The 24,749-nt window shown below is 67.2% G+C and carries 24 protein-coding genes and 1 riboswitch; of the genes, 13 read left to right on the top strand and 11 right to left on the bottom strand.

The annotated features are described in order from the left end of the window. The 3 genes from MEICH_RS25980 to MEICH_RS25975 all read left to right on the top strand — a co-directional run. Positions 1 to 771 (top strand): 2-oxo acid dehydrogenase subunit E2 (locus MEICH_RS25980; RefSeq protein ID WP_036219691.1); only part of this gene is annotated, 771 nt, incomplete at its 5' end. A 93-nt stretch (positions 772 to 864) separates the two neighbouring features. Further along, a complete protein-coding gene (locus tag MEICH_RS0118295) occupies positions 865 to 1,431 on the top strand; it encodes a 5-formyltetrahydrofolate cyclo-ligase (RefSeq protein WP_027893789.1) in 567 nt (188 codons plus the stop codon). 182 nt (positions 1,432 to 1,613) lie between these two features. Next, entirely contained in the window at positions 1,614 to 2,297 is a 684-nt protein-coding gene (locus MEICH_RS25975; protein ID WP_051304336.1) for an HAD family hydrolase, read from the top strand. A 54-nt stretch (positions 2,298 to 2,351) separates the two neighbouring features. Here the strand turns inward: MEICH_RS25975 and MEICH_RS25970 are convergent, their stop codons facing one another. Beyond that, entirely contained in the window at positions 2,352 to 3,041 is a 690-nt protein-coding gene (locus MEICH_RS25970; protein ID WP_036219690.1) for an MIP/aquaporin family protein, read from the bottom strand. Between the two features lie 80 nt (positions 3,042 to 3,121). Here MEICH_RS25970 and MEICH_RS0118280 point away from each other — a divergent pair, with 80 nt between their 5' ends. Together MEICH_RS0118280 and MEICH_RS0118275 are read left to right on the top strand one after the other, a co-directional pair. Next, on the top strand, positions 3,122 to 3,580 hold the full coding sequence (locus tag MEICH_RS0118280) for an HD domain-containing protein (protein ID WP_027893788.1): 459 nt from the start codon (positions 3,122 to 3,124) through the stop codon (positions 3,578 to 3,580). Positions 3,581 to 3,709: 129 nt separating this feature from the next. Beyond that, entirely contained in the window at positions 3,710 to 3,991 is a 282-nt protein-coding gene (locus MEICH_RS0118275; protein ID WP_027893787.1) for a YiaA/YiaB family inner membrane protein, read from the top strand. Positions 3,992 to 4,212: 221 nt separating this feature from the next. On the opposite strand, the gene pruA is transcribed toward MEICH_RS0118275, so the two are convergent. The 3 genes from pruA to MEICH_RS0118255 all read right to left on the bottom strand — a co-directional run bounded on the left by pruA (position 4,213) and on the right by MEICH_RS0118255 (position 7,519). Continuing rightward, entirely contained in the window at positions 4,213 to 5,760 is a 1,548-nt protein-coding gene (gene pruA / locus MEICH_RS0118270; RefSeq protein ID WP_027893786.1) for an L-glutamate gamma-semialdehyde dehydrogenase, read from the bottom strand. Positions 5,761 to 5,936: 176 nt separating this feature from the next. Next, positions 5,937 to 6,860, bottom strand: a complete 924-nt coding sequence (locus MEICH_RS0118260) for a proline dehydrogenase (RefSeq protein WP_027893785.1) — start codon at positions 6,858 to 6,860, stop codon at positions 5,937 to 5,939. Continuing rightward, positions 6,851 to 7,519 (bottom strand): GntR family transcriptional regulator, encoded by a 669-nt coding sequence (locus MEICH_RS0118255; RefSeq protein WP_027893784.1) that lies wholly within the window; start codon positions 7,517 to 7,519, stop codon positions 6,851 to 6,853. Before MEICH_RS0118255 ends, MEICH_RS0118260 begins: the two co-directional genes overlap by 10 nt. Here MEICH_RS0118255 and MEICH_RS0118250 point away from each other — a divergent pair, their 5' ends adjacent. After that, positions 7,520 to 8,026 carry a hypothetical protein gene (locus tag MEICH_RS0118250; protein WP_157202898.1) on the top strand — a complete coding sequence of 169 codons (507 nt, stop codon included), beginning with the start codon at positions 7,520 to 7,522 and terminating at the stop codon, positions 8,024 to 8,026. Positions 8,027 to 8,234: 208 nt separating this feature from the next. On the opposite strand, the gene MEICH_RS0118240 is transcribed toward MEICH_RS0118250, so the two are convergent. Together MEICH_RS0118240 and MEICH_RS0118235 are read right to left on the bottom strand one after the other, a co-directional pair. Next, positions 8,235 to 9,134, bottom strand: a complete 900-nt coding sequence (locus MEICH_RS0118240) for an aldose 1-epimerase (protein WP_027893782.1) — start codon at positions 9,132 to 9,134, stop codon at positions 8,235 to 8,237. Positions 9,135 to 9,333: 199 nt separating this feature from the next. After that, entirely contained in the window at positions 9,334 to 10,269 is a 936-nt protein-coding gene (locus tag MEICH_RS0118235) for a DUF4032 domain-containing protein (protein WP_027893781.1), read from the bottom strand. 95 nt (positions 10,270 to 10,364) lie between these two features. On the opposite strand from MEICH_RS0118235, the gene MEICH_RS0118230 reads away from it, so the two are divergent. Both MEICH_RS0118230 and metK read left to right on the top strand, forming a co-directional pair. Further along, a complete protein-coding gene (locus tag MEICH_RS0118230) occupies positions 10,365 to 11,588 on the top strand; it encodes a DUF4127 family protein (RefSeq protein WP_051304335.1) in 1,224 nt (407 codons plus the stop codon). Positions 11,589 to 11,697: 109 nt separating this feature from the next. Then, positions 11,698 to 12,885 carry a methionine adenosyltransferase gene (gene metK, locus MEICH_RS0118225; RefSeq protein ID WP_027893779.1) on the top strand — a complete coding sequence of 396 codons (1,188 nt, stop codon included), beginning with the start codon at positions 11,698 to 11,700 and terminating at the stop codon, positions 12,883 to 12,885. Positions 12,886 to 13,042: 157 nt separating this feature from the next. Here metK and MEICH_RS25965 read toward each other — a convergent pair whose 3' ends face one another. Further along, positions 13,043 to 15,070, bottom strand: a complete 2,028-nt coding sequence (locus tag MEICH_RS25965) for a zinc metalloprotease (protein WP_051304334.1) — start codon at positions 15,068 to 15,070, stop codon at positions 13,043 to 13,045. A 163-nt stretch (positions 15,071 to 15,233) separates the two neighbouring features. Here MEICH_RS25965 and MEICH_RS0118215 point away from each other — a divergent pair, with 163 nt between their 5' ends. Next, positions 15,234 to 16,715: an ABC transporter permease subunit gene (locus tag MEICH_RS0118215; protein ID WP_027893778.1), complete on the top strand. Its 1,482-nt coding sequence runs from the start codon at positions 15,234 to 15,236 to the stop codon at positions 16,713 to 16,715. On the opposite strand, the gene MEICH_RS0118210 is transcribed toward MEICH_RS0118215, so the two are convergent. Continuing rightward, a complete protein-coding gene (locus tag MEICH_RS0118210) occupies positions 16,700 to 17,254 on the bottom strand; it encodes an HAD family hydrolase (protein ID WP_027893777.1) in 555 nt (184 codons plus the stop codon). The genes MEICH_RS0118215 and MEICH_RS0118210 overlap by 16 nt on opposite strands. Next, positions 17,245 to 17,667, bottom strand: a complete 423-nt coding sequence (locus MEICH_RS0118205; RefSeq protein ID WP_036219868.1) for an SWIM zinc finger family protein — start codon at positions 17,665 to 17,667, stop codon at positions 17,245 to 17,247. The genes MEICH_RS0118210 and MEICH_RS0118205 overlap by 10 nt, the downstream gene beginning before the upstream one ends. 109 nt (positions 17,668 to 17,776) lie before the next feature. Then, positions 17,777 to 17,910: riboswitch (FMN riboswitch) on the top strand. A 148-nt stretch (positions 17,911 to 18,058) separates the two neighbouring features. Here MEICH_RS0118205 and MEICH_RS0118200 point away from each other — a divergent pair. Further along, complete coding sequence (locus tag MEICH_RS0118200) at positions 18,059 to 19,018, top strand: ABC transporter substrate-binding protein (RefSeq protein WP_027893775.1); 960 nt, start codon at positions 18,059 to 18,061, stop codon at positions 19,016 to 19,018. Positions 19,019 to 19,075: 57 nt separating this feature from the next. On the opposite strand, the gene MEICH_RS0118195 is transcribed toward MEICH_RS0118200, so the two are convergent. Continuing rightward, complete coding sequence (locus MEICH_RS0118195) at positions 19,076 to 20,017, bottom strand: dienelactone hydrolase family protein (protein ID WP_027893774.1); 942 nt, start codon at positions 20,015 to 20,017, stop codon at positions 19,076 to 19,078. A 128-nt stretch (positions 20,018 to 20,145) separates the two neighbouring features. Here MEICH_RS0118195 and MEICH_RS25960 point away from each other — a divergent pair, with 128 nt between their 5' ends. Continuing rightward, positions 20,146 to 20,334, top strand: a complete 189-nt coding sequence (locus tag MEICH_RS25960) for a hypothetical protein (RefSeq protein WP_036219688.1) — start codon at positions 20,146 to 20,148, stop codon at positions 20,332 to 20,334. A 20-nt stretch (positions 20,335 to 20,354) separates the two neighbouring features. Then, positions 20,355 to 20,531 (top strand): hypothetical protein, encoded by a 177-nt coding sequence (locus tag MEICH_RS29540; RefSeq protein ID WP_027893773.1) that lies wholly within the window; start codon positions 20,355 to 20,357, stop codon positions 20,529 to 20,531. A 57-nt stretch (positions 20,532 to 20,588) separates the two neighbouring features. On the opposite strand, the gene MEICH_RS0118180 is transcribed toward MEICH_RS29540, so the two are convergent. After that, on the bottom strand, positions 20,589 to 21,518 hold the full coding sequence (locus MEICH_RS0118180; protein WP_027893772.1) for a hypothetical protein: 930 nt from the start codon (positions 21,516 to 21,518) through the stop codon (positions 20,589 to 20,591). Between the two features lie 463 nt (positions 21,519 to 21,981). Between MEICH_RS0118180 and leuS the strand changes: the two genes are divergently transcribed. Beyond that, the gene (gene leuS / locus MEICH_RS0118175) at positions 21,982 to 24,597 is read left to right on the top strand and encodes a leucine--tRNA ligase (RefSeq protein ID WP_027893771.1); all 2,616 of its coding nucleotides are present in this window, start codon (positions 21,982 to 21,984) and stop codon (positions 24,595 to 24,597) included. Positions 24,598 to 24,749 lie beyond the last annotated feature (152 nt).

The raw sequence follows: 24,749 nt of genomic DNA, 5'->3' as shown, positions 1-24,749 counted from the left end.
GCAGCCCCCGCGGGCGCTCCCGCCGCCGTCCCGGCCCCGGCCCTGCCCGACTTCGGCAAGTTCGGCCCCACCCGCCGCGAGGCCATGTCGGGCATCCGCCGGGCCACGGTGCGCTCGATGGCCCAGGCCTGGAGCCTCGTCCCCATGGTCACGCAGTTCGACAAGGCCGACGTGACCGAGATGGAAGCTTTGCGCAAGAAGTACGGCCCCCGCGCCGAGAAGAAGGGCGGCAAGCTGACCATGACCGCCATCCTGCTCAAGGTGGCCGCCGCCGCGCTCAAGGCCTTCCCCAAGTTCAACGCCTCCATCGACACCGCCTCCAACGAGGTCGTCTTCAAGGACTACATCCACATCGGGGTCGCGGTGGACACCCCCACCGGCCTGCTGGTGCCGGTGATCCGCGACGTGGACAAGAAAGGCGTCATCCAGCTCGGCCTCGAGCTCGGCGAGATCGCGGCCAAGGCCCGCGACCGCAAGCTCACCCCCGAGGAGATGCAGGGCGCGAGCTTCACCATCTCCAACCTCGGCGGCATCGGCGGCACCGGCTTCACCCCCATCGTCAACTGGCCCGAGGTCGCCATCATGGGCGTCTCGCGCAGCTCGATGGAGCCGGTGTGGAACGCCGAGAAGGGCGAGTTCGAGCCGCGCAACATCATGCCCTTCAGCCTCACCTACGACCACCGCCTCATCGACGGCGCCGACGCCGCCCGCTTCTGCCGCTTCGTCGCGGAGATGCTGGAAGACCCCTTCCTGCTGGGCTTCGAAGGCTGAAGCTCGGGCTCGAGGAAGCCCTCCCCGCGGGGAGGGCTTGGCTTTTCCCCCCGCCCATTTCCCCCAGGGGCACGAATCCCCGAGAATGAGCGGGTGACCGACGCGCCACCCCCCTCGAGCAAGCCCGAATGGCGAAAGTGGGCCCGTGAGCGGCGCAGGGGCCTCCCCGTCGCCGAGCTCTCGCCCCGGATGAACGCCCACCTAGCCACGCTGCTGGCCCAGCACGGCGCGCGGCACGTCCTGCTCTACAGCGCCTTCGGCCACGAGCCCGACCCGGCCGGGGTGATGGAGGCTCACCCGGCGCACTACTACCTCCCCCGCACCGAGGGCCGGAGCTTGCGGGTCCACCCCCTCCCCGCGCCCATGGTGCAGCACCGCTACGGCTTCCTCGAGCCCTCCCCCGCCGCGCCCCAGGTCGAGCCCGGCGTGCTCGAGGCGGTGGTGCTGCCGGGGCTGGCCTTCGACCGGCGCGGGTATCGCCTGGGCTACGGCCAGGGCTTCTACGACCGCTTCCTGCTCGAGGCACCCCACGCCCTGCGCGTCGGGTTCGTCCCGCAGGATTTGATCGTCCCGGAGCTGCCTACCGACCCCTGGGACCTGCCGATGCACTACCTGGTCAGCGAGCAGGGCGTGACCCCTTGTTACCCTCCCCTTCCCTAGCGCCGACCGGCCCCGCCGGGTCGTGAAGCTCCGTTCCGGACAACGAAAAGGGTTACACACAACCTATAGGCTTGTCGAGGAGGCCACCCCCAAGCATTGGTAGGAGCGCTTCCTACCAGATAACGCCCTCGCTTGTCAAATCTCACAGCGGAGGGCAATTGTGACCCACTACACTGGCGGGGATGGTGATTCGTGGCGTCCTCTTCGACCGTGATGGGGTTCTTCTCGAGCCCAACGATGAAACCTACGACCACTTCGTGCAGTGGCTCGCCAGCTACGGGCCCACGCCCAGCCAGGTGCTGCGCGAAGTCAGGCGGATGGCGGACGAGCAGCTAGAGAAGATCCGCAAATTGGAAATTCTCTCCCCCGAAGCCGAGAAGCAGCACTGGCTGGCGGCGGCCCAAACCCTGCTGGACAACCTGGGCATCAGCCCCAAAGGGCCCACCCCCCAGGAGATCGCGGTGCTGTGGCCGTACTACCGCTTCCTCAAGCCGGTGCGCGGCGTGGCCCGGGTGCTGCGCGAACTGCGCGGCCAGGGCCTGATCCTGGGCGTGCTCTCCAACACGCTCCCCTCCCTGCGCGACAGCCTGGCCTACCATGGCCTCGACCTGAGCTTCCAGCACTTCTTCGCCTCCAGCCGCATGGGCGTCGCCAAGCCCGACCCCCGGGCCTACGAGATGGCCGTGGCCCAGATGGGCCTGACGCTCAGCGAGGTGATCTACGTGGGCGACAACCCGCACCACGTCGAAGCAGCCCGGCGGCTGGGCATGCCCGCTTACTCCATGCAACTGCAAGGCCTCCCCGAGCCCCGCGACGGCCGCTACCTGCTGTGGCAGCTCGAGGACCTCCTCCCCCTGGTCTCCTGAAGCCGCCACGAGACGGCGGGAGGCCAAAGGCCTCCCGCCGCACTTTTCCCGGCCTTAGGAAGAGGGCTGGTCCGGGGTGAGGTCCACGGGCAGCTTGGCCTCCTCCTCGTCGCTGACCATGTAGATCTGGGTGTAGAGGACGGCGGCGATGGCCGCCCCCGCCAGCGGGCCTACCCAGTAGATCCAGTGGTCGGCCCACCCCCCGCCCACGACGGCGGGCCCCAGGGCCCGCGCCGGGTTCATGGCCGCGCCCGAGATGGCGCCCCCGGCCAGGATGTCCATGGCGATGGTCAGGCCGATGGCGAAGGCGGCCACCGGCAGCTTCTGGTGCAGCGCGGTCGCGAAGATCACCAGCACCAGGAAGAAGGTCAGGACGATCTCGGCCACCAGGCCCTGCGGGGTGCTGAAGCCCAGCCCCACCGCCGGGGTGCCCTTGAGCACCGCCTCGCTGCCGTAAAGCCCGGCCAGCAGCGCCGCCGCGGCCAGGCCGCCCAGCAACTGGCTCACCCAGTAGCCGACGGCCGGGACCAGCTTGATGTTGCCGGTGATGAGCATGGCGAAGGTCACGGCCGGGTTGAAGTGCCCGCCCGAGGCGTGCCCCACCGCCAGGATCATGAGGCTGATCGCCAGGCCGTGGGCCAGGGCCACCGCCACCAGTTCCCCGCCTTCGGTGACGTGGATGGCCCCGATACCCGCGAAAACCAGGGCAAAAACACCGATGAACTCTGCTACGAACGCCCTCATCGTGGTCCTCCTTCATAGGTCGAGCCCGCTGCCGGGCTCATCGGCTTAACGTCCCAGCGGAACTATATCATGAGAGCGTGATCGGGCGATTCCGTCGGCTGCTACGGTCCTTTCTCCCCGCCCTGTGCCGGCCGGACGATGCCTGGGCCCTCGAGCGCCTCTCCCCCGAAGAAGCCCCGCTCTACCGCGCCATGGACGTGCGCGACCGCGAGCACGCCCTCGAGGTCGCCCAAACCCTGCTGTCCCGCCACCCCGACGCCCCGGGCTACGCCGTGCGGGCCGCCCTGCTCCACGACAGCGGCAAAGCCTTGAGGCCTTATTACCCCCTCGAGCGCATCCTGGCCGGCCTCTACAGCCCGAAGGTCCCCGCCGAGCCCCTCAAGGGCGGCCTGTACGGCGCCTGGCAGGTGCGCCGGCACCACCCGGAGTACGCCGCGCGGCACATCAAGGACGAACGGGTGGCCGCGATCGTGCTCGAGCACCACCGCCCCCAGAGCCTGTGGGGCAAGCGCCTGCACGAGGCCGACCAGGAATTTTAGAGGCACTGCCATCTAGCAAGAGGTCGGCGCGGATAAAAATGCCAATTCTTGCGTTTCGAGCTTGCCAATACAGTGAGGTTCGGGTAATTTATTGTCGGAGCTCCAGAATATCCCAATCGTGAGGTTGGCATGTTTGAAGAAGACCGCATACAGCAGGACTCCCCGGCCTGGGTCGCCTTCGTCCAGATCTGCTTCGCCATATCGCTCGGCAGCACCGCTTTGGGCGTGATCTTCCTGCCCGTGAACCTGTGGGTCAAGGGCTACCTGGCCATGGGCCTGCTCTTCACCGTCGGCTCGACCATCATCCTCTCCAAAACCCTGCGCGACCAGCACGAGGCCCGCAAGCTGATCAAGCGCATCCGCGACGCCAAGACCGAGAAGATCCTGACGGAGTTCGAGAAGGTGAGCTAACGGCCGAGGGCTCAGGGTAGCCCGTGGCTTGCGAGAACCCCCTTCCCTAACTCTCCCCGTGTGTAGAAAGGGAGAGGGGCCGGGTCTGAGACCCGGCCCCTCGACGTTTTGCGTTTTGCGTCTTGCGTTTAGCTATCAGCTATCGGCATTGGGCGTATCACGTACGACGTACGACCCGCGTTAGGCGTTCGACGTTCAGCGCACAACACCCCCCGGCCCCATCAGTACCGCTCGGTGACGCTCTTCATCTGCAGGAAGTTGAGCAGGTAGTCGGGGCCGCCGGCCTTGGTGTCGGTGCCGGAGAGGTTGAAGCCGCCGAAGGGCTGCACGCCCACCAGCGCGCCGGTGATCTTGCGGTTGAAGTAGAGGTTGCCCACGTGGAACTCGCGGCGGGCCCGCTCGAGCCGGTCCCGGCTGCGCGAGTAGACGCCGCCGGTGAGGCCGAAGCGGGTGCCGTTGGCGACCTCGAGCGCGGCGTCGAAGTCGGGGACGCGGATCACCGAGAGCACGGGGCCGAAGATCTCCTCCTGGGCGATGCGGGCGTCGGGGGCGACGTGGTCGAAGACGGTGGGCTCGAAGAAGTAGCCGCTGCCCTCCAGGCGGTGGCCGCCCAGCGCCAGCTTGCCCTCGTCCTGGCCGATGTCGAGGTACTTCCTGACGGTGTTCTCCTGCTGGGCGCTGGCGACGGGGCCCATGTCGGGGTTCTCCTCGGCGGGGCCCACGCTGAGCTGGCGGGCCCGCTCGACCACGCGCTCGACCACCAGGTCGGCCACCTTGTCCACCACGATCAGGCGGCTGGCGGCGCTGCACTTTTGCCCCTGGAAGCCGAAGGCGCTCTGCACGGTGCCCAGCGCGGCGGCCTCGAGGTCGGCGGTCTCATCGACGATCAGGCCGTCCTTGCCGCCGAGCTCGAGGAAGACCCGCTTGAGCCAGAGCTGGCCGGGGGCGAGCCTGGCGGCGGTCTCGTTGATGCGCAGGCCCACCTCGAGCGAGCCCGTGAAGTTGACGAAGCGGGTCTTGGGGTGGGCCACCAGGTGCGCCCCCACCTCCGAGCCCTCGCCCGGCAGGAAGTTGACCACGCCCGCCGGAACCCCGGCCTCCTCGAAGATCTCGAAGAGCTTGGCCGCGATCACCACGGTGTCCTCGGCGGGCTTGGCCACCACGGTGTTGCCCACCGCCACCGGGCCCATGATCATGCCGCAGAGGATGGCGAGGGGGAAGTTCCAGGGCGCGATCACCACGCCCGCGCCCAGCGGGATGTAGAAGGCCTCGTTGTCCTCGCCGGGGAAGTGGGTCACGGGCGCACCGGCGGCGTACTTGAGCGACTGGATGGCGTAGTAGCGCAGGAAGTCGATGGCCTCGGCCACCTCGGCGGCGGCCTCGACGTAGTTCTTGCCGATCTCGTAGACCAGCCAGGCCTCGAGCTCGCGCTGGCGGCGCTTCATGACGTGCGCGGCCTTCATCAGCAGGCGGCTGCGGTCCTCCTGGGGCCACTTTTTCCAGCTCGCGAAGGCCTTCCAGGCGGCCTCGAGCGCGGCGTCGGCCTCGGAGGCGGAGGCCATGGCCGTGGTGCCCACCACCTGCGCGGGGTCGGAGGGGTTGGTGGAGACCACCTTGCGGGCGGTGTCCACCTTCTCCCCGCCGATGATGAGGGGGTAGTGGCGGCCCAGTTGGGCCTTCACCTCCACCAGCGCCTTGTGCATGGCGGCCAGGGGCTCGGGGCTCAGGAAGGTCTCTACGGGTTCGGGGCGGTAGGGTTCGGGGGTCATGGTTGGCTCCTTTGAGTCATGTCGAGGGCTGAGGACCGAGGCGTCTTGCGTTTGGCGTTTGGCGTCTTGCGTTTGGTGTTTGGCGTCTTGCGTCTGGCGTCTTGTGTTTTGCGTTCGGCGTACGACGTACGACCGCGTCCAGCGTTCGGCGTTGGGCATTCGGCGTTAGGCACCGCTCACCCCTGCACCAGGCTGCGGGCCACGAAGACCAGGTTCTCCGGGCGCTCGGCGATGCGGCGGGAGAGGTAGGGGTACCAGTCGGTGCCGTAGGGGACGTAGGCCCGCACGGTGTAGCCCTCGGCGGCGAGCTTCTTCTGCTCGTCGCGGCGCACGCCGTAGAGCAACTGGAACTCGAAACCCTCCTTGCCGATGCCCCGCTCGGCGGTCCAGCGCTTCATCTCCTCGATGATGCGGGGGTCGTGGGTGGCGACGGCGGTGTAGAGGCCGTGCTCGAGCGCCTTCTTGGCGAGCAGCAGGTACTGGCTGTCGATGATGCGCTTGTCCTGGAAGGCCACCTCCGCCGGCTCCTTGTAGGCCCCCTTGACGATGCGCACGGCGGGTTTGAGGGGCAGAAGTTCCTCGAGATCGCGCTCAGTGCGCTTGAGGTAGCTCTGGAGCACCACCCCGGTGTTGTCGAAGCCCCCCTCGCGCAGCCGCCGGTAGACCCGCAACGTCGCGTCCACGCGCGGGCTGTCCTCCATGTCGATCCGCACGAAGCAATCGGCCTTCCGGGCCTCGATGAGGATCTCGGTCATCAACGAAAAAGCCAGGTCTTCGGAGAGGTCGAGACCTAGCTGGGTGAGCTTGAGCGCCACGTAGCGCGGGTAAGGTCGGGTGCCGAAGGCCCGCACCAGCCGGACGATCTCGGCCTGGAACTCGCGCGACTGCGCCTCGGAGGTCACCATCTCGCCCAGCAGGTCTAAGATGGCGTGCACGCCGTCTTGCTCGAGCCCTTCCACCGCCGCGAGGGCCTGCTCGAGGGTGTCCCCCGCGACGAAGCGGCGGGCGAAGTTCTTGCCGCGGGTCATGACGAGCTTCTTGAAGGTCTCGTTCTGGGCGATGGCCAGCACGAACGAGCGGTAGCTTTGGTTCAGGTCCACTGCTGTCCTCCCTGCCGCTGGGCGGCCTCGAGTACGACTTCCATGAAGTAGAGCACGTGGGCCTTGGCGGCCCTCGCGGCCCGCTCGGCCTCGCGCGCCTGAAGGGCTTGCAGGATCTGGCGGTGCTGCTCGCGGGTCTTGGGGTGCTGGGAGAGGGTCTGCTGGTGCGCGCGCACCAGCGCCAGCCCGGAGCGCAGGTCCTGGTAGACCCGCGCCAGGGTGCGGTTGTGGCTGGCCTCCATCAGCAGGCTGTGGAACTCGAAGTCCACGCGCATCTGCTCGGGGTACTGCTCGGCGGGGATACGGTCGAGGGCCTCGAGCCGCTGGGCGAGGGCCTCGAGCTCGGCCTCGCTGGCCCGCTGTGCCGCCAGGCGGGCGCCCTCGGCCTCGAGCAAGGCCCGCACCTCGTAGACCTCGCGCACCTCCTGGGGCGTGATCACCCGCACCCGCGCCCCCTTGTTGGGCGAGAGCTCGACCAGGCCCTCCTGGCTCAGCCGCTGCAAGGCCTCGCGCACCGGCGTGCGGCTGATGCCCAGGCTCTCGGCCAGCCCCGGCTCCGAGATGCGCGTCCCCGGCAGCAGAGTCCCGCCCAGGATGGCCTCGCGCAGGTGCAGGTAGGCCGCCTCGCGCACCGAACTGGGGCGTTGGAACTCGGTCACGTGTATACTGTATACAGTTTCCCCGCCGGGCGCAAGCTCGTCCTGTCGAGCACCGCCCGGGGCGTAGAGTTGTGGGCGATGAGCCTCTACCTCTTCTCCATCGGGCTGGTGGTCGCCAGCATCGTTCTCTACCAGATCGCCCAGCGCTCCATGCCCCACGCGCTCAACCCCTTCTACGCCCTGATCTTCGTGTACGCCCTGGGGATCGTGGTGTGTACGGTGGCGCTGTTGTTCTACCCTGCTGACCGCTCGTTGGGCGGCTTCCTCAGGGGGATGAACTGGGCCCCGGCGGCGCTGGCTCTGGCGGTCGTGGGCCTCGAACTCGGCTACTTGCTGGCCTACCGCGCGGGCTGGAACCTGGCCCTGGCCCCCATCGTCGCCAACGTGGCGGCCCTGTTCTTGCTGGTGCCCATCGGCCTGATCTTCTTCCGCGAGCAGCTCACCCCCGTGCGGGCGGTGGGACTGCTGCTGTGCCTCGTCGGCTTCGTGCTGGCGACCCGGCGGTAGCCTGCACTTTCTCATGGCGCTCCCGGGGCCCCTCACACCAAGGGGTGGTATGCCTGGGGCATGGACCCCGAGGTGCGCCGCTGGCTGTGGCTGCTGGTAACGGTCAAGCTGCTGGTGCTGGGGCTGTACCTGTTGGGGGTCTACCTCATCGGCAAGGGCTGAGGCCGGTCGGGGATCAGCGCGACAGCCGGCCCGCGCAGGATGGGCGTCAAAGCCCCTCGAGCCGCAGCCGCACCCGGCCCTTCAGGCTCTCCCCCGGCCCCAGCACCACCACCCCGTGCCCCTCCACGCCCTGCGCCATCAGGTTGAAGCCGTCGGTGGCGTTGGTGACGGGCTCCACCGCCAGCGTGCCGTCGGGCGCGGTGAAGACCACCAGGTGAGAGAACACCGGGTCGGCCTCGAGCCACATCCGCACCCCGCTGCCGGGCCACTCGAGCCTAGCCCGCCCGTCCCAGCCCCCGTAGACCCCGTTGACCTTCTGCTCGCCCAGTGCGCGGGAACGGCTGAAGTCGAGCTCGGCAGGCACCGCCCCCATCGGCCCGTCGGGGATCAGGCTCGCGTCGGTCCGGTAGTAGCCCTTCGCGCTGAACTGAAGCTCCACGTCCCGCGAACCCGGCAAGCGCCACACGAAGTAGGGGTGCAGCCCGAACCCCGCCGGCATCGGCTCATCCGAGGCGTTGGTCAGCTCGAGCACCGTGTCGAAGGTGTTGCCCTCGAGGCGGTAGGTCTTGAGCAGCGTGAAGGCCCAGGGCCAGTTGACGTCTTCGAACCACCCCGACTCGAAGCTACAGACCAGGGTGCCAGGGCCGGGCTTTTCGACCTGCCAGGACCGGTTGCGCACGTCCCCGTGCTGGGCGTTGCCCTCCGGGGTGTTGGGCTGCAGCCGGTACTCCCGCCCCGCGAAGCGAAACCGCGCCCCCCGGATGCGGTTGGAGTAGGGCGCGAGGGTGAAGCTCGAGTAGGGACTGGACCTCTGCGGCAGCGGCCGGGGCGTGGGGCGCATGACAGGCACCCACTCTCCCCCTAACCGGGCTTCGAACGCGGCCACACTGGCCCCGACCTCAGGGTTTACCTCCAGGCGAAGCTGACTGGACTCGAGGGCGAACACAGGGCGATTTTATCCCGGTAAATCCCGGGGGCGAAAAGCGGGCGAAGAGCAGTTCGTGGTTTGTCAAGGGTCTAGGGCGTCTTGCGTTCGGCGTCTTGCGTTCGGCGTTTTGCGTTTGGCGTTTTGCGTCTTGCGTTTGGCGTTTGGCTATCAGCTATGGGCTATCGGCCATCGGCGTTCGACGCTCGGCCATCGGCAGCTACCCCATCTGCGGCCTCCGCCGCCGGAAGAGCCCGCTCACCCACTCGAGCGCCCGTGCCAGCGGCCCCTTATAGGCAGTGCGCTGGGCCGAGACGGTGGCCTCTTCCGGGCCGATGTCGTGGCCCAGGGCCTGCGAGAGGTAGTAACGGTGGTCGGAGACCCACAGGTACAGGTCGGCCTCGGTGCGACCGGGGAAGTCCTTGAGCAGGTCCTGCTCGCGAATCTCCTCCACGGTGGGCCGGTAGAGGTTGTCGTACCAGTCGGCCACCGCCTCTTCCCAGGTCACGTGGCGCTTCTGGTTGAGGCCCATGAAGTACTGGTGGGTGCGGATGTGCTCGACGAGCACGTCGTAGCGCCCGGCCTTGGTGAAGAGGATTTCCTCGTGGTCGGGGCGGAGCTGGCTGAGCTTGGTCTGATCGAGGAAGTGGGCGTACTCGCCCTTGAGGATCACGTCGCGCAGGGTGTCTTCCGGGCTGAGGTCTACCGGGACCTCGAGCTCGATGACGTAGGCGTCGATGTAGTGCTGGCCCTGGACCTTGGCGAGGGCGGTGCGGTGGTTGCCGTCCTTGACGAAGTAGGCGTCGCCTACCTGATAAACCTCGATGGGCGGGAACTCGGTGCCCTCGAGCTGCGCCTCGCGCAGGCGGGTCCAGCGCTCGATGGTGTAGGGCTCCTTGGGCAGGAAGTGCTCGTCGAAGTCGCCGTAGCGGTCGACCGAGCCCACGATCTTGTCGACCTCGATGGTGCGCAGGCCCAGGTAGTGCTCGCCCTTAGGGCGCAGGCGGTTGACCGCGTCGAAGGGCAGCAGGTCGTTGGGCTGCCCCCGCAGGCGGTGCAGGAAATCATGGAAAAAAACCCGGCGTGCCAGGATCTCGGCCTCGGTGGTGGCCTGCTGCTTCGCGAAATTGCTGGGGCTGGCAACGTCCCGCTCCACGCGACCAGTGTAGCCGGAGGCGTGAGAGCAGAATGTAAGGGATAGCCTTCGCGCTTTCTTAGCTACCCTCACACGTTTGTTTGTATGACTATCCTATGACTTCGCCCCCGCCGCAGTGGAAACCTCATCACAAACTGCTATTCCTGCTATTCCTGCTGCTCGCCTCCGGCGGCTTCGCCCAAACCCTCTACGTCCCCCTCGACAACCGGCCGCCCAACTGGACCCCCTGCACCTGGGGCCGCGTGCAGTGCCCCCCGGCCGAGCTGTACCGCGGCCGCGAGGGGGCACGGCCGCTCGACCTCTCCACCTGGCTCATCAACACCCCCGGCGAACGGCTGGTGGCGAGCCTGGACGCGCTGGCCTACGGGGGGCTGGTGCAGAGCCGCGAGGTGGATCTGCCCGCCGCGGAGGCCCTGGCGCGGCTGGCGGTGCTGCGGGTCTGGAAGGGCAAGTTCGGCGGCCGGGTGGTGGCCTTCGGCGTCATCCCCCGCCACCCTGACGCCAAGCACCGCGAGCGCAACCTCGAGGTGCTCCGCGCCCTGGAGGGCTGGGGCCTGGACCACGTCGAAGCCCCCTGGGACGACGCGCTGCCCGGCTCCCCCGCCGTGCAAGAAGCCGCCACCCTTCCCCTGCCCACCCGCCCCGGCGCCGACGAGAGCGGGCAGTTGCTGCTGCTGCGTACGCTGGCGCCCGGCCTGAGGGTGCGGGTGTGGTACGACGACCCCCGCGCGGCGGCCCAGCCCACCCGCTACGAGGGGATCCCCCTCGAGGACAGCGTGCGGCGGCTGCTCGCCAGCGGCGGGATGCAGGCGGTCGAGGAGCGGCCCGACCTGGCGCTTTTGGTCTACACCGGCAAGGACCCCCGCCAGGCGGTGCTCACCCTGCTGCGGGCCGGACGCGAGGCCCCGGTCGCGGTGGCCGACATCGCCGCGGTCAACCGGGGCGACAAGCGTCTGATGGATTACCTGCTGGGGATCGGCCGCTACCCCCACCTCGCCAGCTACGCCTCCTGGGGCACGCCCGCCAACAACCTCGGCAGCGCCCTGGCCCAGGGGGGGCTGTTCCTGCGCGACCTCGAGGGCCGCCTCGACCGCCTGGCCGAGAGCTACCTGCAGTACCTCTACGGCGAGGTGGGGCGGCCGTGGGTGCGGCGCTTCTTCGCCGAGCCGCTGCTGGGGGGCGTGGACGTGCTGGCGCTGGGCCACCTGCGCGAACAACCGCTGCCTGAGTTCTTAGGGGACCGGCTCGAGCTGTTGGACGTCACCTTCCCCTGGCGGCGCAGCTTCGAGGTGGCGGTCCGCTTCCGCCGGGTGCCGTGACGCGGCCCGGGCTCACAGCTTGGGGATGTGCAGGTGCTATAGTGTTTCGGCTTTGTCTCCTGCTACCCTAAGCAGGATTAGTCGACCCAATTTCAGGAGGTGAAAGTTGCTGCGCTTGGTCACATCCGAATCGGTAACCGAAGGGCACCCCGACAAACTGGCCGACCGCATCTCGGACTCCATCCTCGATGCCATGCTGGCCCAGGACCCTAAGTCGCGGGTCGCCTGCGAGACGCTGGTCACCACCGGCTTGGTGATGGTGGCCGGGGAGATCACCACCGAGAGCTACGTCGACATCCCCAGCCTGGTGCGCCAGACCGTCATCGACGTCGGCTATAACCGGGCCAAGTTCGGCTTCGACGGCCAGACCTGCGCGGTGATCACCGCCATCGACGAGCAGTCCCCCGACATCGCGGGGGGCGTCAACGAGTCGTGGGAGTGGCGCGAGCTCGGCTCGCGCGACGAGCTCGACCACACCGGCGCCGGCGACCAGGGCCTGATGTTCGGCTACGCCATCGACGAGACCCCCGAGCTCATGCCCCTGCCCATCTCGCTGGCCCACCGCCTCACCCGCCGCCTGGCCGAGGCCCGCAAGACCGGCGAGATCCCCTACCTCCGCCCGGACGGCAAGGCCCAGGTGACGGTGGTCTACGAGGACAACAAGCCCCTCTACGTCGGCACCGTGCTCATCTCCACCCAGCACGCCGAAGACGTCACCCAGGAGCAGATCCGCCACGACGTCATCGAGAAGGTCATGCGGCAGGCCATCCCCGAGCGCTACCTCACCGAGGAGACCCTCTACCTCGTCAACCCCTCGGGCAAGTTCGTCATCGGGGGCCCCCACGGCGACACCGGCCTCACCGGGCGCAAGATCATCGTCGACACCTACGGCGGCGCCGTGCCCCACGGCGGCGGGGCCTTCAGCGGCAAGGACCCCACCAAGGTCGACCGCTCGGCGGCCTACTACGCCCGCTACATGGCCAAGAACATCGTGGCCGCCGGGCTGGCCCGCCGCGCCCTGGTCGAGCTGGCCTACGCCATCGGCAAGGCCCGCCCGGTGGGCATGCGCGTAGAAACCTTCGGCACCGGCGTCATCCCCGACGAGCAGATCACCAAGATCGCGCAGCAGATCTTCGACGCCCGCCCCAAGGCCATCATCCAGAACCTCGGCCTCCAGCGGCCCATCTACACCGCCACCTCGGCCTACGGCCACTTCGGCCGCGAGGGCTTCCCCTGGGAAGCCACCGACAAGGTGGAAGAACTCCTCAAGGCCGCCGGCCTCCCGGCCTCAGCCTGAGGCTACGAACGGCGCGGGGGGCGCACCCTAGGGTGCGCCCCCCGCGTCTCGCGTTTTGCGTCCTGCGTTTTGCGTTTTGCGTACGACGTACGACGTAGAACGTACGACCGCGTTTAGCGTTCGGCTATCAGCTATCGACTATCAGCTATGGACACCCTCAAGGCCGCATCCGCCGCTCGAGCGCCTTCGACTCGTTGATGGGCAGCGGGGCGCTCTTGAGGTCGCTGGAGACGCGCAGGGCGGCGTGCTGGCTGGCGGGCTCGAGCTCGTAGCCCTCGAACCAGTAGTTGCGGATGCTCACGCCCGCGGCCAGGGCGCTCGCCACCACGATGTCGTAGGCCTGCTTGGCCTGCACGACCGCGGCGCTATAGTCCATGGCCTTGTAGGCCTTGAGCGCGTCGGCCATCTTGGCGTCGGCCTCCTTGAGGGGGGCGGGGACGGCCTTGGGGTCGAGCTTCTTGGCCTCGAGCATGGCCTGCAGGATGGCGCCGCTGGAGTTGAGGTAGGCCGCGACCAAGTAGCGGTTCATGGCGTCGCGGTTGAACTGCCCGAACTCGGCGGTGAGGTCGATGTAGCTCATGGTGCTGTTGGACATATCGCCCAGCCAGGCGTAGTAGAACTCGTTGCCGGGGCCGTAGTCCTTGTTGCTCGCCGAGTCGTAGCCGTCGTGGGGGTGCGAGAGGGCGATGTGGTGCCCGACCTCGTGGGTGACGGTGGTGGTGTAGCCGTAGCGGGCCTTGGCGATGGGGTTGTTGGCCGCGTAGATGAGGGTCTGGGTGCCCGAGCGCCAGTCGTCGTCGGCCAGGCCCAGGTAGGGGATGTCGCCGGCGACGTTGTAGGCGAAGATGGGGATCTCGTAGTCGGCGCCGCCCTGGAAGAAGCCGGACTGCTTCATCTCGAGCAGGTTGTCGATGAAGGCGTTGGCGCCGGCACCCGAGGCCTGTTGGCTGAGCGCGTACTGCGGGTAGCAGACCTCGGCGTCGAAGTAGGACTCGAAGGCGCACTGGGCCTGGGCGTCGTAGGTGAGCTCGCGGACGGTGGCGGCGAAGTCGTTGATCGGCTGCAGCGCCTTCAGCAGCGCCACGGTGAGGTCGGGGTCGAAGAGGTCTTGCCCCTTATCCCCGGCCGCCGCCTCGTTGTAGAAGTTGACGTTGAGCAGGATGTCGTCGGGGATCTGGTGCGGGGTGAGGGTCACGCGGTAGAGCGGCGAGGGGGTGAAGAGCAGGTTGATCGCCACGTAACGGGTGATCTTGCCCAGGTCGCCGGAGAGGTCGTTGAAGGGGCGGTAGGTGAGCTTGGGGTTGCCGTACTCCCACACCGGCGGCATGCGGTAGTCGGTCTTGCCGTCGCCGTCGAGGTCGGCGCGGGTGATGTCCCAGTTGTCGCTCTGGGCCTCAGGGCCGGCCGAGAGGTCGTGGAACCAGACGCGGGCGGTGCTGCCCAGTGAGGCGCCGGGCCCCTGGCGGTCGTCGGGGATGCTGCCGCCCCAGGCGCTCATCTTGCGCGAAGCGAGCATCTCGCCGAAGTTGAACCCGGTGTCGGGGTCGGGCTCGTCGGTCTTGACGTAGACGTGGTGCTTGAAGTCGGGGCGGCCGTACCAGTTGACGAAGAACACGGTGTAGTTCTTGGGGTCTACCCCGGCCTTGCCCGCGTTCTCGACCAGCCACTTCTCGGTCTGGAAGGCGTCGATCCAGTAATTCTCGGTGATCTTCTTGCTGACGTTGGGGGCGTCGCCGGGGCAGGGCTCGCCGGCGGCCAGGTCGGCCTGGCAGTTGTAGGACTCCTGGTACAGCGTCAGCGGCTGCTTCTGGGCCAGTTCGTTCAGCTTGGCGAAGAACTCGTCCTCGAAGGCCTGGGGGGCGAACTTGATGTTGTACTTGTAGGTGAAGCTCGTCCCGGTCAGCTCCTTGGCGGGCTTTTCCAGGTAGAAGGTGGGGTAGCGGTTTACGGCGCTGTACCCCGCAGGCAGCACCTTCTTGAACTCGTCGAGGTTGACCTGCCGGGGGCCGTTGCCCTCCTCATACCCTACAAAGACGACGTTAATGGTCAGTTGCTGGTTGATCTCCAGCGTGCTGCCGGGCCTGAAGGTCTGGAAACCCTTACCATCGCCGCCGCCCGACAGGTTGCACGAGCTGAGCGCCAGCGCCGTGAGGACTAAAGCCGTTGATCGAACCCAAATGCGCATATCACCTCCACAAACGAACTTCTCAATCTTCTCATGCGATGAATGAGAAGCCTTTGGAACACGTTAGAAGGGCTAACACCCCCCTGAACAGCGCTCACCGTCTGCCCGAGCGGCCTGTAAGGCCCCTTTCAGTGCGGGCCTCGAGGGTCCTTATGCTATAGGCGTGAGCCTGCCCTCGCCTACCCTACCCCCCCCAGCCACCCAGGACCCGGCCATCCGGCTGCGCCAGGTCTCGGTGCAGTTCGACGGCCGCGCGGTGCTGCGGGGGGTGGACCTCGAGGTCGCCAAGGGCGAGTTTATCGCCATCATCGGGCCCTCGGGCGGCGGCAAGAGCACGCTGCTGCGGGTGGTGGCCGGGCTGCAAAAGGCCCACGGCGGCGAGGTCAGCGTGAGCGGCCAGCCGGCCGTGGTCTTCCAGGACTACCGCCTGCTGCCCTGGCGCACCGTCGAGCAGAACATCCGGCTGCCCATCGAGCTCACCGGGCGCGGCAGGGTCAGCACCCACCTGGGCATGAAGCCCTACCTGCACCTCTACCCCCACCAGCTCTCGGGGGGCATGAAGGCCCGCGTCGCCATCGCCCGCGCCCTGGCCCAGGACTCCGAGGTGCTGCTGATGGACGAGCCCTTCGCCGCCCTCGACGCGCTGGTGCGCGAGCGCTTCAACCTCGAGCTCAAGGAGCTTCACAAGAAGAGCGGCAAGACCATCCTCTTCGTCACCCACTCCATCCGCGAGGCGGTCTACCTGGCCGACCGGGTGGTGGTGCTGAAGGGCGGCGTGATCGAGACCGTGCTGGACACCCGCGACGAGGGCCGCATCACCGCCTTCACCGACGGCGTGGAGGCCGAGCTGCGCGCCCGGCTGGGCGTGGCCGACTCCACCCACGTCGAGCCCCCCGCCAAGCCGCTGCGCCCGCCCTGGGAATTGCTGGGCGTGCTGGGCCTCACCGGCCTGCTGCTGCTGAGCTGGACGCTGCTCTCCGCCCGCATCCCCCTGTTCTTCCCCTCGCCCCTGGCGGTCTGGCAGGCCGCACTGCAGAACGCCCCCCAACTGGCCCAAAGCGCCCTGGCCACCCTCCAGATCGCCGCGCTGGGGGTGTTGTGGTCGCTGCTCATCGGCACCCCCATCGGCTACCTGATGGGCCGCCTGCGCACCATGGAGCGGCTGCTCTCCCCCTTCATCGTGGCCCTGCAGGCCATCCCCACCGTGATCGTGGCCCCGCTGCTGGTGATCTGGTTCGGCTTCAGCCTCGAGGCCAAGCTCATCACCACCACCCTCATCTCGATCTTCCCGGTGATGGTCTCGACCATGGTCGGCGTGCGCGAGGTGGACCGCACCTACCGCGAGGTCTTCCAGACCATCGGGGCCAATCCCTGGGGCATCCTGACCAAGCTCGAGCTCCCCGGCGCCCTCCCCGTGCTCCTGGGCGGCCTGCGCCTCACCGTCTCGCTCGCCCTCATCGGCGCCGTGGTCGCCGACTTCACCTTCCAGGGCGAGGGCCTGGGGGCTTTCGCCAACACCGAGCGGCTGTCGTTCCGCTACGCCAACGCTTTCGCGGCGGTGGGGGTCAACGTGGTGCTGGGCATCGCGTTGTACGGGCTGGTGACGCTGCTGGAGTACTGGGTGCTGCGTTACCGCAGGCGGTAGGAGCCACCGCGCCAGTACCGCTTCTCGACCGTCCGGACGTTCTCCACACCGCTCAAGTGCTCGAGGTAGGGGATTAGCTCAAGCAATTCCGTGTCGTCGGCCGCGCCGAGGTAGGGCCGGACCGGCACCCAATTCCCGTAGTTGCGCTCCAGCTTCTCCGGGCTGTCGTCGACCACGAGGACGTGCTCGAGGCGGTAGCCCCGCCGCCGCAGTTTCTTCAGGTCCTTGATCCAGTAGTGCTCTCCCGTGGCCGGGTCGTAGCCCTGGGTGCAGCGCTCCCGGCTCCAGACGAAGCTCAGCAGGATACCCGGAGGGACGAGAGCCTCGAGCGCCCGCTCAACATAGAGCTTGCCCGCCGAGCTCCAGACCGCCACCTCGTACCAAGAGGCCACCGAGGCGATGAAGTGCTGGGCGTAAGGCCTCCAGTAGACGAAATAGTCAAACAGGATGAGGTCGGGAGCTCGCTCGAGCGGCCTCCGAGCTGCATGGAACAGGGTCTCGTCCAGGTCCAGGACGAGCAGCTTGCGGGTCAACCCCATTCCTCCCTCGTCCGTTGCAGCAGGTTATAGGCGAACTCTTCCATCAACTCCGGACGCTGTTCAGCCAGTTCCCAGAGGAGTTCCAGCAGGGCTTCGTCGGAGAGTTCTTGCAGGGCTAACTGCTTGGGGTCTGCTGTCTTTTTCTTCCGCCTGCGCTTGGCTTGGAAGATCTCAGGAGCTTCCTGGATGGCGTAGGCCACCGCCACCACGTGCTTGCACACCGGGCCCCAGGTGTAGGGGCACGAGCAGCCCCAGTCCTGCTTTTCCAGGTCGATCCAGGCGCGGTAGGGGTAGGGGGCGCTGCCCTTGATGCGGGCGCTGTAGCGCTTGCCCTGCCGGGTGCCCTCAAGCACCATCCCCCGGCTGAACAACGCATAGCCCCGGTCCTGCACCTCGAGACCGGCCAAAGCCATGACCTCAGACGGATCGAACTCGGCCAAGGTTCTTCCATCATAGCCAGGCTGGCCTGGTCTACTTTTCGCCCGGCCTTCCAGCGGCTAAACTGACAGCGGGCCGAAAGGCCCATTCCTTCAGGGCGGAGTGCAAATCTCCACCGGCGGTACAGCCCGCGAAGCCTGGAAATCTGCGGCACATCCAGGCCCGACCCGGTGAAACTCCGGGGCCGACCGTGACAGTCGGGATGGGAGAAGGAGTGAAGCTCGAGTCACCTGGCTCGAGCGCGAGGCATGTGCAACACCTCATAACCGCAAACCCCACACAACGCTTGGCTTTCCGTGGCGTCGGCCGGTTCGTGCCTGGCCGGGTTCCGCCCTGGGTCGCACGTGTGACGTGAGGTTTGCTCAGATGAAAAAGTGGGTCTTTCTGGTCCTGGTGTTGGTCTTCTCGCTGGCTCAGGCCGAAAAGGTGCGGGTGGGGCTGGGCTACCTGCCCGACGTGCAGTTCGCGCCGTTCTACGCGGGGGTGGTGGAGGGGATCTACGGGAAGAAGGGGCTCGAGGTCGAGTTCCAGCACGGCTTCGCCAGCGAGCTCTACCCCCTGCTCGCGCAGGGCAAGCTCGACTTCGTGGTCGCCGACGCCGAGGACGTGATCGCGCTGCGGGCGCAGGGCATCCCGCTCAAGTACGTCATGGCGCTGTACCAGTCGGTGCCCAACGCCCTCTTCTCGCTGGCCGAGAAGAACATCAAGTCGGTGCGCGACCTCAAGGGCAAGACCATCGGCATGCCGGGGATGTTCGGGGTTTCGCTGACCTCCTTGCAGGCCATCCTGCGGGCGGCAGGCTTGAAGGAAAGCGACGTCAAGATCGTCAACATCGGCTTCACCCAGGCCGAGGCCGTCGTGCAGAAGCGGGTGGACGTGGCGATGGGCTTCGTCAACAACGAGCCGGTCTTCCTGCAGAGCCAGGGGGTCAAGCTCAACGTGATCCCCGCCGGGCCCTACAACCGCTCGCCGGGCAACGGCGTCATCAGCACCGACAAGGTGCTCGAGAACGCCGACCTCGCCCGCCGCTTCCTCAGCGCCTCGCAGGAGGCCATGGCCTTCACCCTCGCCAACCCCCGCAAGGCCTTCGAGGCCGCCAAGAAGTACGTGCAGAACCTCGACGAACTGCGCTACCGGGTGCTCACTGCCTCCGTCCGGCTCTACGAGTCGCCCTACAGCCGCCAGGCGGGGCTGGGCTTCTCCAACCCCCAGGCCTGGGTCAGCAGCCTGAGCCTGCTCAAGGCCACCGGGCGCGTGAACACCAGCCTCCCGGCGACCGAGTTCTACACCAACGCCTTCCTGACGCCTAAACTCCAGGCCAAGTAGCGGCTAACCCTCGAAACGGCGGCGGGCCACAGCCCGCCGCCCGCGCTTTCCACCGGCCTACAGGTGGGTCTTGAACCACTCGAGCGTCATGCGCCAGGCGTCCTCGGCGGCGTCCTTCTTGTAGTTGGCGCCGGTGTCGTTGTGGAAGGCGTGGTTGGCGCCCTCGTAGATCTTGATCTGGTAGCGAACGTTGGCCTTCTTGAGCGCTTCCTCGAGCGCCGGGATCCCCGCGTTGATGCGGGCGTCGTTGCCGCCGTAGATGCCCAGCACCGCGGCCTTGATATTGGGCACCTTGGCGAGGTCGGGGGCGGGGCCGTAGAAGGGCGCGGCGGCCTTGAGCTCGGGGGCTTCGGTCGCCAGTCGCCAGGTCAGGCCGCCGCCGAAGCAGAAGCCCACCGCGCCCAGCCGGTCGGCCTGCACGCCCGGCGTGGCCTTGAGCACCTTGAGGGCCTCGAGCAGGTTGGCGACGTGCTCGTCGCCCGGGGTCTGGGCCAGGAAGCTGGAGATCTGGGCAGTGTCGGTGGTCCGGGCCGTGCCCCCGATCTTGGAGACGAGGTCGGGGGCCAGGGCGATATACCCCGCCTTGGCGAGGCGGCGGGCTACGTCCTGGATGTGCGGCTGCAGCCCCCGGTTCTCGTGGATCACCAGGATGCCCGGCGCGGCCGTGACCCCTTTCGGCTTGGCCAGATAGGCCACGTGGGTGAAGCCGCGGGCCTGGTACTCGATCATCCCGGCCTCGATCGCGGGGTCGTTGGGGTCTACGAGCGGCTGACCCTGCGGCGGGGTGGCCTGCGCCGCCCCCTCCTGCGCCTGCGCCAGTTCGGCCGTGCTCACCCCGGCGATGCCCAGCGAGGCCAGCAGGGCCCGCGCCCCGCCCACCCCGCCGCCCAGCAGCACCATGCGGCGCAGGAACTCCCGGCGCTCGAGCTCGCCCTCACGGTAATCCTCGGCGAATTCCTCGACGACGTAGCGGTACAAATCCTGACGGCCCGATTCCATACCGTACCTCCTTGTCCACAACCAGGGTTATTCAACCCACAACCCCTCCCCCGGCGTTAGGACTCCGCTCGCATTTGCCCTCAGCCCGCCAACAGTTATGCCTAAGCTTGGGGCCCTACGGTTGCGTTATGGATGGTACGCACAAACACCCCAACGAGGATTCAGCCATCATCCCGGACAAGACCCCCGAGGATATGAGCGAGAAAGACCTCGATGAGGCGCTCGAGGACACCTTCCCCGCCAGCGACCCCCTGCCCGCCTCGGGCACCATCTCGCCCAAGTCGGAGCCCGAAGGGGGCAAGCCGGAAAAAGAATAGAAAAAGAATAGGAGGTAGCGATGTCCAACATGGCGGTGTACCTGATCGGTTTCGTGGTCTTGATGGTCGGCCTGATCTACGGCGCCAACCTGCTGGGGGTTCCCCAGACGTGGATCATCGTGGGGGCCATCATTTTGGCGGGCGTCGGCATCATGACGGCCGTGGGGACCCGGCGCAAAGACCCGCCGGTGAGCTAGCGGCCCAAAAGCGAGGGGGCAGGCTCAGGCCTGCCCCCCTGGTCATGCTTGCTCGTGTCAGATGGGGTTGCCGTTATAGGTGACGGTGTAGCTGTTGCAGCCGGTGTACTGGATCACCAGCTTGTTGCCCGCGTTGTCCTGGAAGGTGGCCTTCCCGCTGACGAAGGTGCTGGTGCAGCTCGAGCTGTGCTCCAGGTTCTCGCCCTTCATGTCGAGGACGTAGTTCTCGCCGTCCACCTTGTACACGAAGCGGCCGGTGAAGTTGACGAAGCCTGCGTCGTAGGGGTCGCTGTTGCCGTCCGACTTGGGCGTGTAGGACATGTTCACGCCGAAAGCGAGCTTGTCGTCGTTCTCCTGGATCAAGTAGCCGTACCGGACGTTGTAAGCGCCACCCGCCCCGGGGGTATAGTCGATGCCCAGGGCCAACCGGGCGGTGTCGGTGCCGTCGGTCAGGCTGAGGTCGATGAGGAAGGTAAAGCCGCTCGCCGGGTTGCTGTCGTTCTTATCCTGCATCCCCAGGAGCAGGCCGTTGGCGGTCACGCCGTCTTCCTTGCAGTTGTTGTAGCGGATCTCCGCGTAGACCGGGATGCCGTCCCCGTCGTTATCTACGATATCCCCGTCGTCGGGGAAGGTGACGGTGCCACCTTGCTCGCAATTTGCCGTGCCCTGGATCCGGAGGGACCCGCCCGTGAGCTGAACCCGTCGGAGGTCTTTGGCTACCGTGGGGTATTCCTTCTCCACCAGGGCCGCCGCTGCTTCCGTCGGGCTGGCGGAGCTAGGGCCGAAGTCGCCGGTCAGGCCCACCGCAATCTGGTTTATGGCTCCGACCAGAGCGCTCTTGTTTGCGCTGGCCTGGCTCTGGCTGAAGCTGGTGGGCGAGTCCGAGGGAACGCCCGGCACGTTGTTGCTCAGGTTGGGAGCGCCCGAGCACGCCGCCAGGATGCCGAGGGCGGCCACCAGACCGAACAGCTTTACTTGCAGTTTCATACGCCTCCTCATTACTCCGCACGAGTTCGGGCCAGACCTCATGAGCAGCGGGTAACCGTACAACCTGTCTTCTGGCCCGGTTCTATAGCTTCGTTACCCGAGTTCTACGCTACCGGACGATTGTCTTCCCGCGTTGGCCAAATTCAGGCTGGAACCTTAATGTAACCCTCACGTAGCGCCGGGCCCAGCCCGGCGCTGAGGCTTGCGCTTCTCGAGCCCCCCGCCGTCAAAGCGTGTTATCATGGCCCCATGAAGTTCGCCGGACGGCTACTAGAACTACCGGGAGGCCCCTGCTAAGAAGCCAGGTGTCCGGCCTCCCCCTTCGGCGTGAAGGGGGATTTTTAGTACCCCGAGCCGGACTCGAGCCGCAGGCACTCCTAGCGGTGGCGCGCTCCACAAAGCGGAACGCGGCGACCGTCCGGTTCGGGGACCCCTGCTAAAGAGAGGAACGAAAAGGATGAGCATGGACAGATACAACCCCCACGAGCTCGAGCCCAAGTGGCAGAAGTACTGGCAGCAGACCGGCCTGCTCAAGGCGCAGGAGGGCGGGGCCAACAAGAGCTACGTCCTGGTGATGTTCCCCTACCCCTCGGGCGACCTGCACATGGGCCACCTCAAGAACTACACCATGGGCGACGTGCTGGCCCGATGGCGCACCCAGCAGGGCTACTCGGTCTTGCACCCCTTCGGCTGGGACGCCTTCGGCCTGCCCGCCGAGAACGCGGCCTTGAAGTTCGGCGTGAGTCCCGCCGACTGGACCTTCGGCAACATCAAGCAGTCGAAGGAGTCGCTGGCGCTGATGGGCATCCAGTACGACTGGAGCCGCGAGGTCACCACCTGCACCCCCGAGTACTACAAGTGGAACCAGTGGATCTTCCTCAAGATGTACGAGAAGGGGCTGGCCTACCGCAAGAAGAGCTACGTCAACTGGGACCCGGTCGAGCAGAGCGTGCTGGCCAACGAGCAGGTCATCGACGGGCGCGGCTGGCGCTCGGGGGCTCTGGTCGAGAAGCGCGAGCTCGAGCAGTGGTACCTCAAGATCACCGACTACGCCGAGCGCCTGCTGAACGACCTCGACAAGCTCCCGCGCTGGCCCGAGAAGGTCAAGGCCATGCAGCGGGCCTGGATCGGCAGGAGCACCGGGGCCGAGTTCGACTTCCAGGTGAAGGGCCACGACGCGAAGATCCGGGTCTTCTCCACCCGCCCCGACACCATCTTCGGCGCCACCTTCATGGTGCTGGCCCCCGAGCACGAGCTCGTCGCCCGGATCACCACTCCCGAGCAGAAGGAGGCCGTGGAGGCCTACGTCGCGGCCACCCGCATGAAGAGCGAGGTCGAGCGGCAGCGCGAGGACCGCGAGAAGACCGGGGTCTGGACCGGGGCCTACGCCATCAACCCGGCCAACGGCAAGGAAATTCCGGTCTGGATCGCCGACTACGTGCTCTCGGGCTACGGCACCGGCGCGATCATGGCGGTGCCGGGCCAGGACGAGCGCGACTGGGAGTTCGCCGAGCGGTTCGGGCTCGAGATCGTCCGCACCGTGCAGCCCCCCGCCGACTGGCAGGGCAAGGCCTACACCGAGGACGGCCCGGCCATCAACTCCGGCTTCCTGGACGGCCTCCACGTCGAGGACGCCAAGAAGAAGATCATCGCCTGGATGGAGGAGCAGGGCATCGGCGAGGGCAAGGTCAACTACCGCCTGCGCGACTGGCTCATCAGCCGCCAGCGCTACTGGGGCACGCCCATCCCCATGATCCACTGCGATAGCTGCGGCATCGTGCCGGTGCCCTACGAGCAGTTGCCGGTGGTGCTCCCCACCTTGAAGGACGTGGAGGACATCCGGCCCAAGGGCAAGAGCCCCCTGGCCGCTCACCCCGAGTTCTACGAGGTCGATTGCCCCAAGTGCGGCGGCAAGGCGCGGCGCGACACCGACACCATGGACACCTTCATCGACTCGTCCTGGTACTTCCTGCGCTACGCCGACGCGGGCAACGAGGAGGTGCCCTTCGACCCCGAGAAGGCCAATTTCTGGATGCCCGTAGACCAGTACATCGGCGGCATCGAGCACGCCATTTTGCACCTGCTCTACGCCCGCTTCTTCACCAAGTTCCTGCACGACCTGGGCATGGTGGAAGCCGAAGAGCCCTTCGAGGGCCTCTTCACCCAGGGAATGGTGCAGGGCTGGACCGACGTGGGGCCGGTGGAGGTGAGCGGCGACGAGATCCGCTTCCTGACCTCCGAGCGCCGGGTCAAGCTGGACATCCCCGAAACCCTCACCGTGGAAGAAGCCCGCAAGAGCGGGGCCGAGCTGCGCACTCACGACGACGGCAGCACCCACTTCTGGAAGCCCGCCACCATGTCGAAGAGCCTGGGCAACGGCGTGATGGTGGGGCCCTTCGTGCGCGAGCAGGGCGCCGACATCGCCCGCATCACCATCCTCTTCGCCGCGCCACCCGAGAACGAGATGATCTGGACCGAGGAGGGCGTGCAGGGCGCCTGGCGCTACCTCAACCGGGTCTGGCGCCTGGTGGCCGAGAACCTGCCCGAGCTCGAGGCCCAGGGCGACGTCCACGAGCCCAAGGCCCTCGGCGGCCCCGACAAGGCGCTCTACCAGAAGCTGCACCAGACCATCAAGAAGGTGGGCGAGGACATCGAGGCCCTGCGCTTCAACACCGCCGTGGCCGCGCTGATGGAGCTGCTCAACGCGATGTACGACTACCGCAAGGAGAACCCGGTCACCCCGGTGTTCCGCCTCGCCACGCTCAGCTACGTGCAGATGCTCGCCCCCTTCGCCCCCCACATCGCCGAGGAGCTGTGGCACCAGTTCCACGACTCCTCCGTCTTCGGGGCCCGCTGGCCCGCCGTGGACGAAGACGCCCTGGTCGCCGACGCCTTCGAGCTGGTGGTGCAGGTCTCGGGCAAGGTGCGCGGCAAGGCCACCGTCCCCGTGCAGGCCAGCGAGGACGAGATCAAGCGCATCGCCCGCGAGATCCCCAACGTGCAGGTGCACATCAACGGGAAGCAGGTGGTGAAGGAGATCTACGTGCCGGGGAAGCTGCTCAACATCGTGGTGCAATAGCTCGAGCGCCCTCGCTCTATCCCCCCAACCCCCCTTGTTAAGGGGGGCTTTTCACGGCTTGGTGAAGGCACAATAGGGCAGGAAACCCAAAGTTTTACCGTGCCCAGCAGTCAATTCCCCCCTTAACAAGGGGGGATAGGGGGGATAACCCT

The organism is Calidithermus chliarophilus DSM 9957 (genome assembly GCF_000430045.1).
Lineage (GTDB): Bacteria > Deinococcota > Deinococci > Deinococcales > Thermaceae > Calidithermus > Calidithermus chliarophilus.
This window is presented reverse-complemented; position numbering and strand designations above follow the sequence as displayed.

Bases quoted from the DNA above. Each gene is read 5' to 3' on its own strand.
- MEICH_RS29540 (WP_027893773.1), top strand. From the start codon at position 20,355: ATGTCCAACATGGCGGTGTACCTGATCGGTTTCGTGGTCTTGATGGTC.
- MEICH_RS0118275 (WP_027893787.1), top strand. From the start codon at position 3,710: ATGTTTGAAGAAGACCGCATACAGCAGGACTCCCCGGCCTGGGTCGCC.
- leuS (WP_027893771.1), top strand. From the start codon at position 21,982: ATGGACAGATACAACCCCCACGAGCTCGAGCCCAAGTGGCAGAAGTAC.
- pruA (WP_027893786.1), bottom strand. From the start codon at position 5,760: ATGACCCCCGAACCCTACCGCCCCGAACCCGTAGAGACCTTCCTGAGC.
- MEICH_RS0118200 (WP_027893775.1), top strand. From the start codon at position 18,059: ATGAAAAAGTGGGTCTTTCTGGTCCTGGTGTTGGTCTTCTCGCTGGCT.
- MEICH_RS0118180 (WP_027893772.1), bottom strand. From the start codon at position 21,518: ATGAAACTGCAAGTAAAGCTGTTCGGTCTGGTGGCCGCCCTCGGCATC.
- MEICH_RS25975 (WP_051304336.1), top strand. From the start codon at position 1,614: ATGGTGATTCGTGGCGTCCTCTTCGACCGTGATGGGGTTCTTCTCGAG.
- MEICH_RS25965 (WP_051304334.1), bottom strand. From the start codon at position 15,070: ATGCGCATTTGGGTTCGATCAACGGCTTTAGTCCTCACGGCGCTGGCG.
- MEICH_RS25960 (WP_036219688.1), top strand. From the start codon at position 20,146: ATGGATGGTACGCACAAACACCCCAACGAGGATTCAGCCATCATCCCG.
- MEICH_RS25970 (WP_036219690.1), bottom strand. From the start codon at position 3,041: ATGAGGGCGTTCGTAGCAGAGTTCATCGGTGTTTTTGCCCTGGTTTTC.
- MEICH_RS0118230 (WP_051304335.1), top strand. From the start codon at position 10,365: ATGACTTCGCCCCCGCCGCAGTGGAAACCTCATCACAAACTGCTATTC.
- MEICH_RS0118210 (WP_027893777.1), bottom strand. From the start codon at position 17,254: ATGGGGTTGACCCGCAAGCTGCTCGTCCTGGACCTGGACGAGACCCTG.
- MEICH_RS0118195 (WP_027893774.1), bottom strand. From the start codon at position 20,017: ATGGAATCGGGCCGTCAGGATTTGTACCGCTACGTCGTCGAGGAATTC.
- MEICH_RS0118205 (WP_036219868.1), bottom strand. From the start codon at position 17,667: ATGGCTTTGGCCGGTCTCGAGGTGCAGGACCGGGGCTATGCGTTGTTC.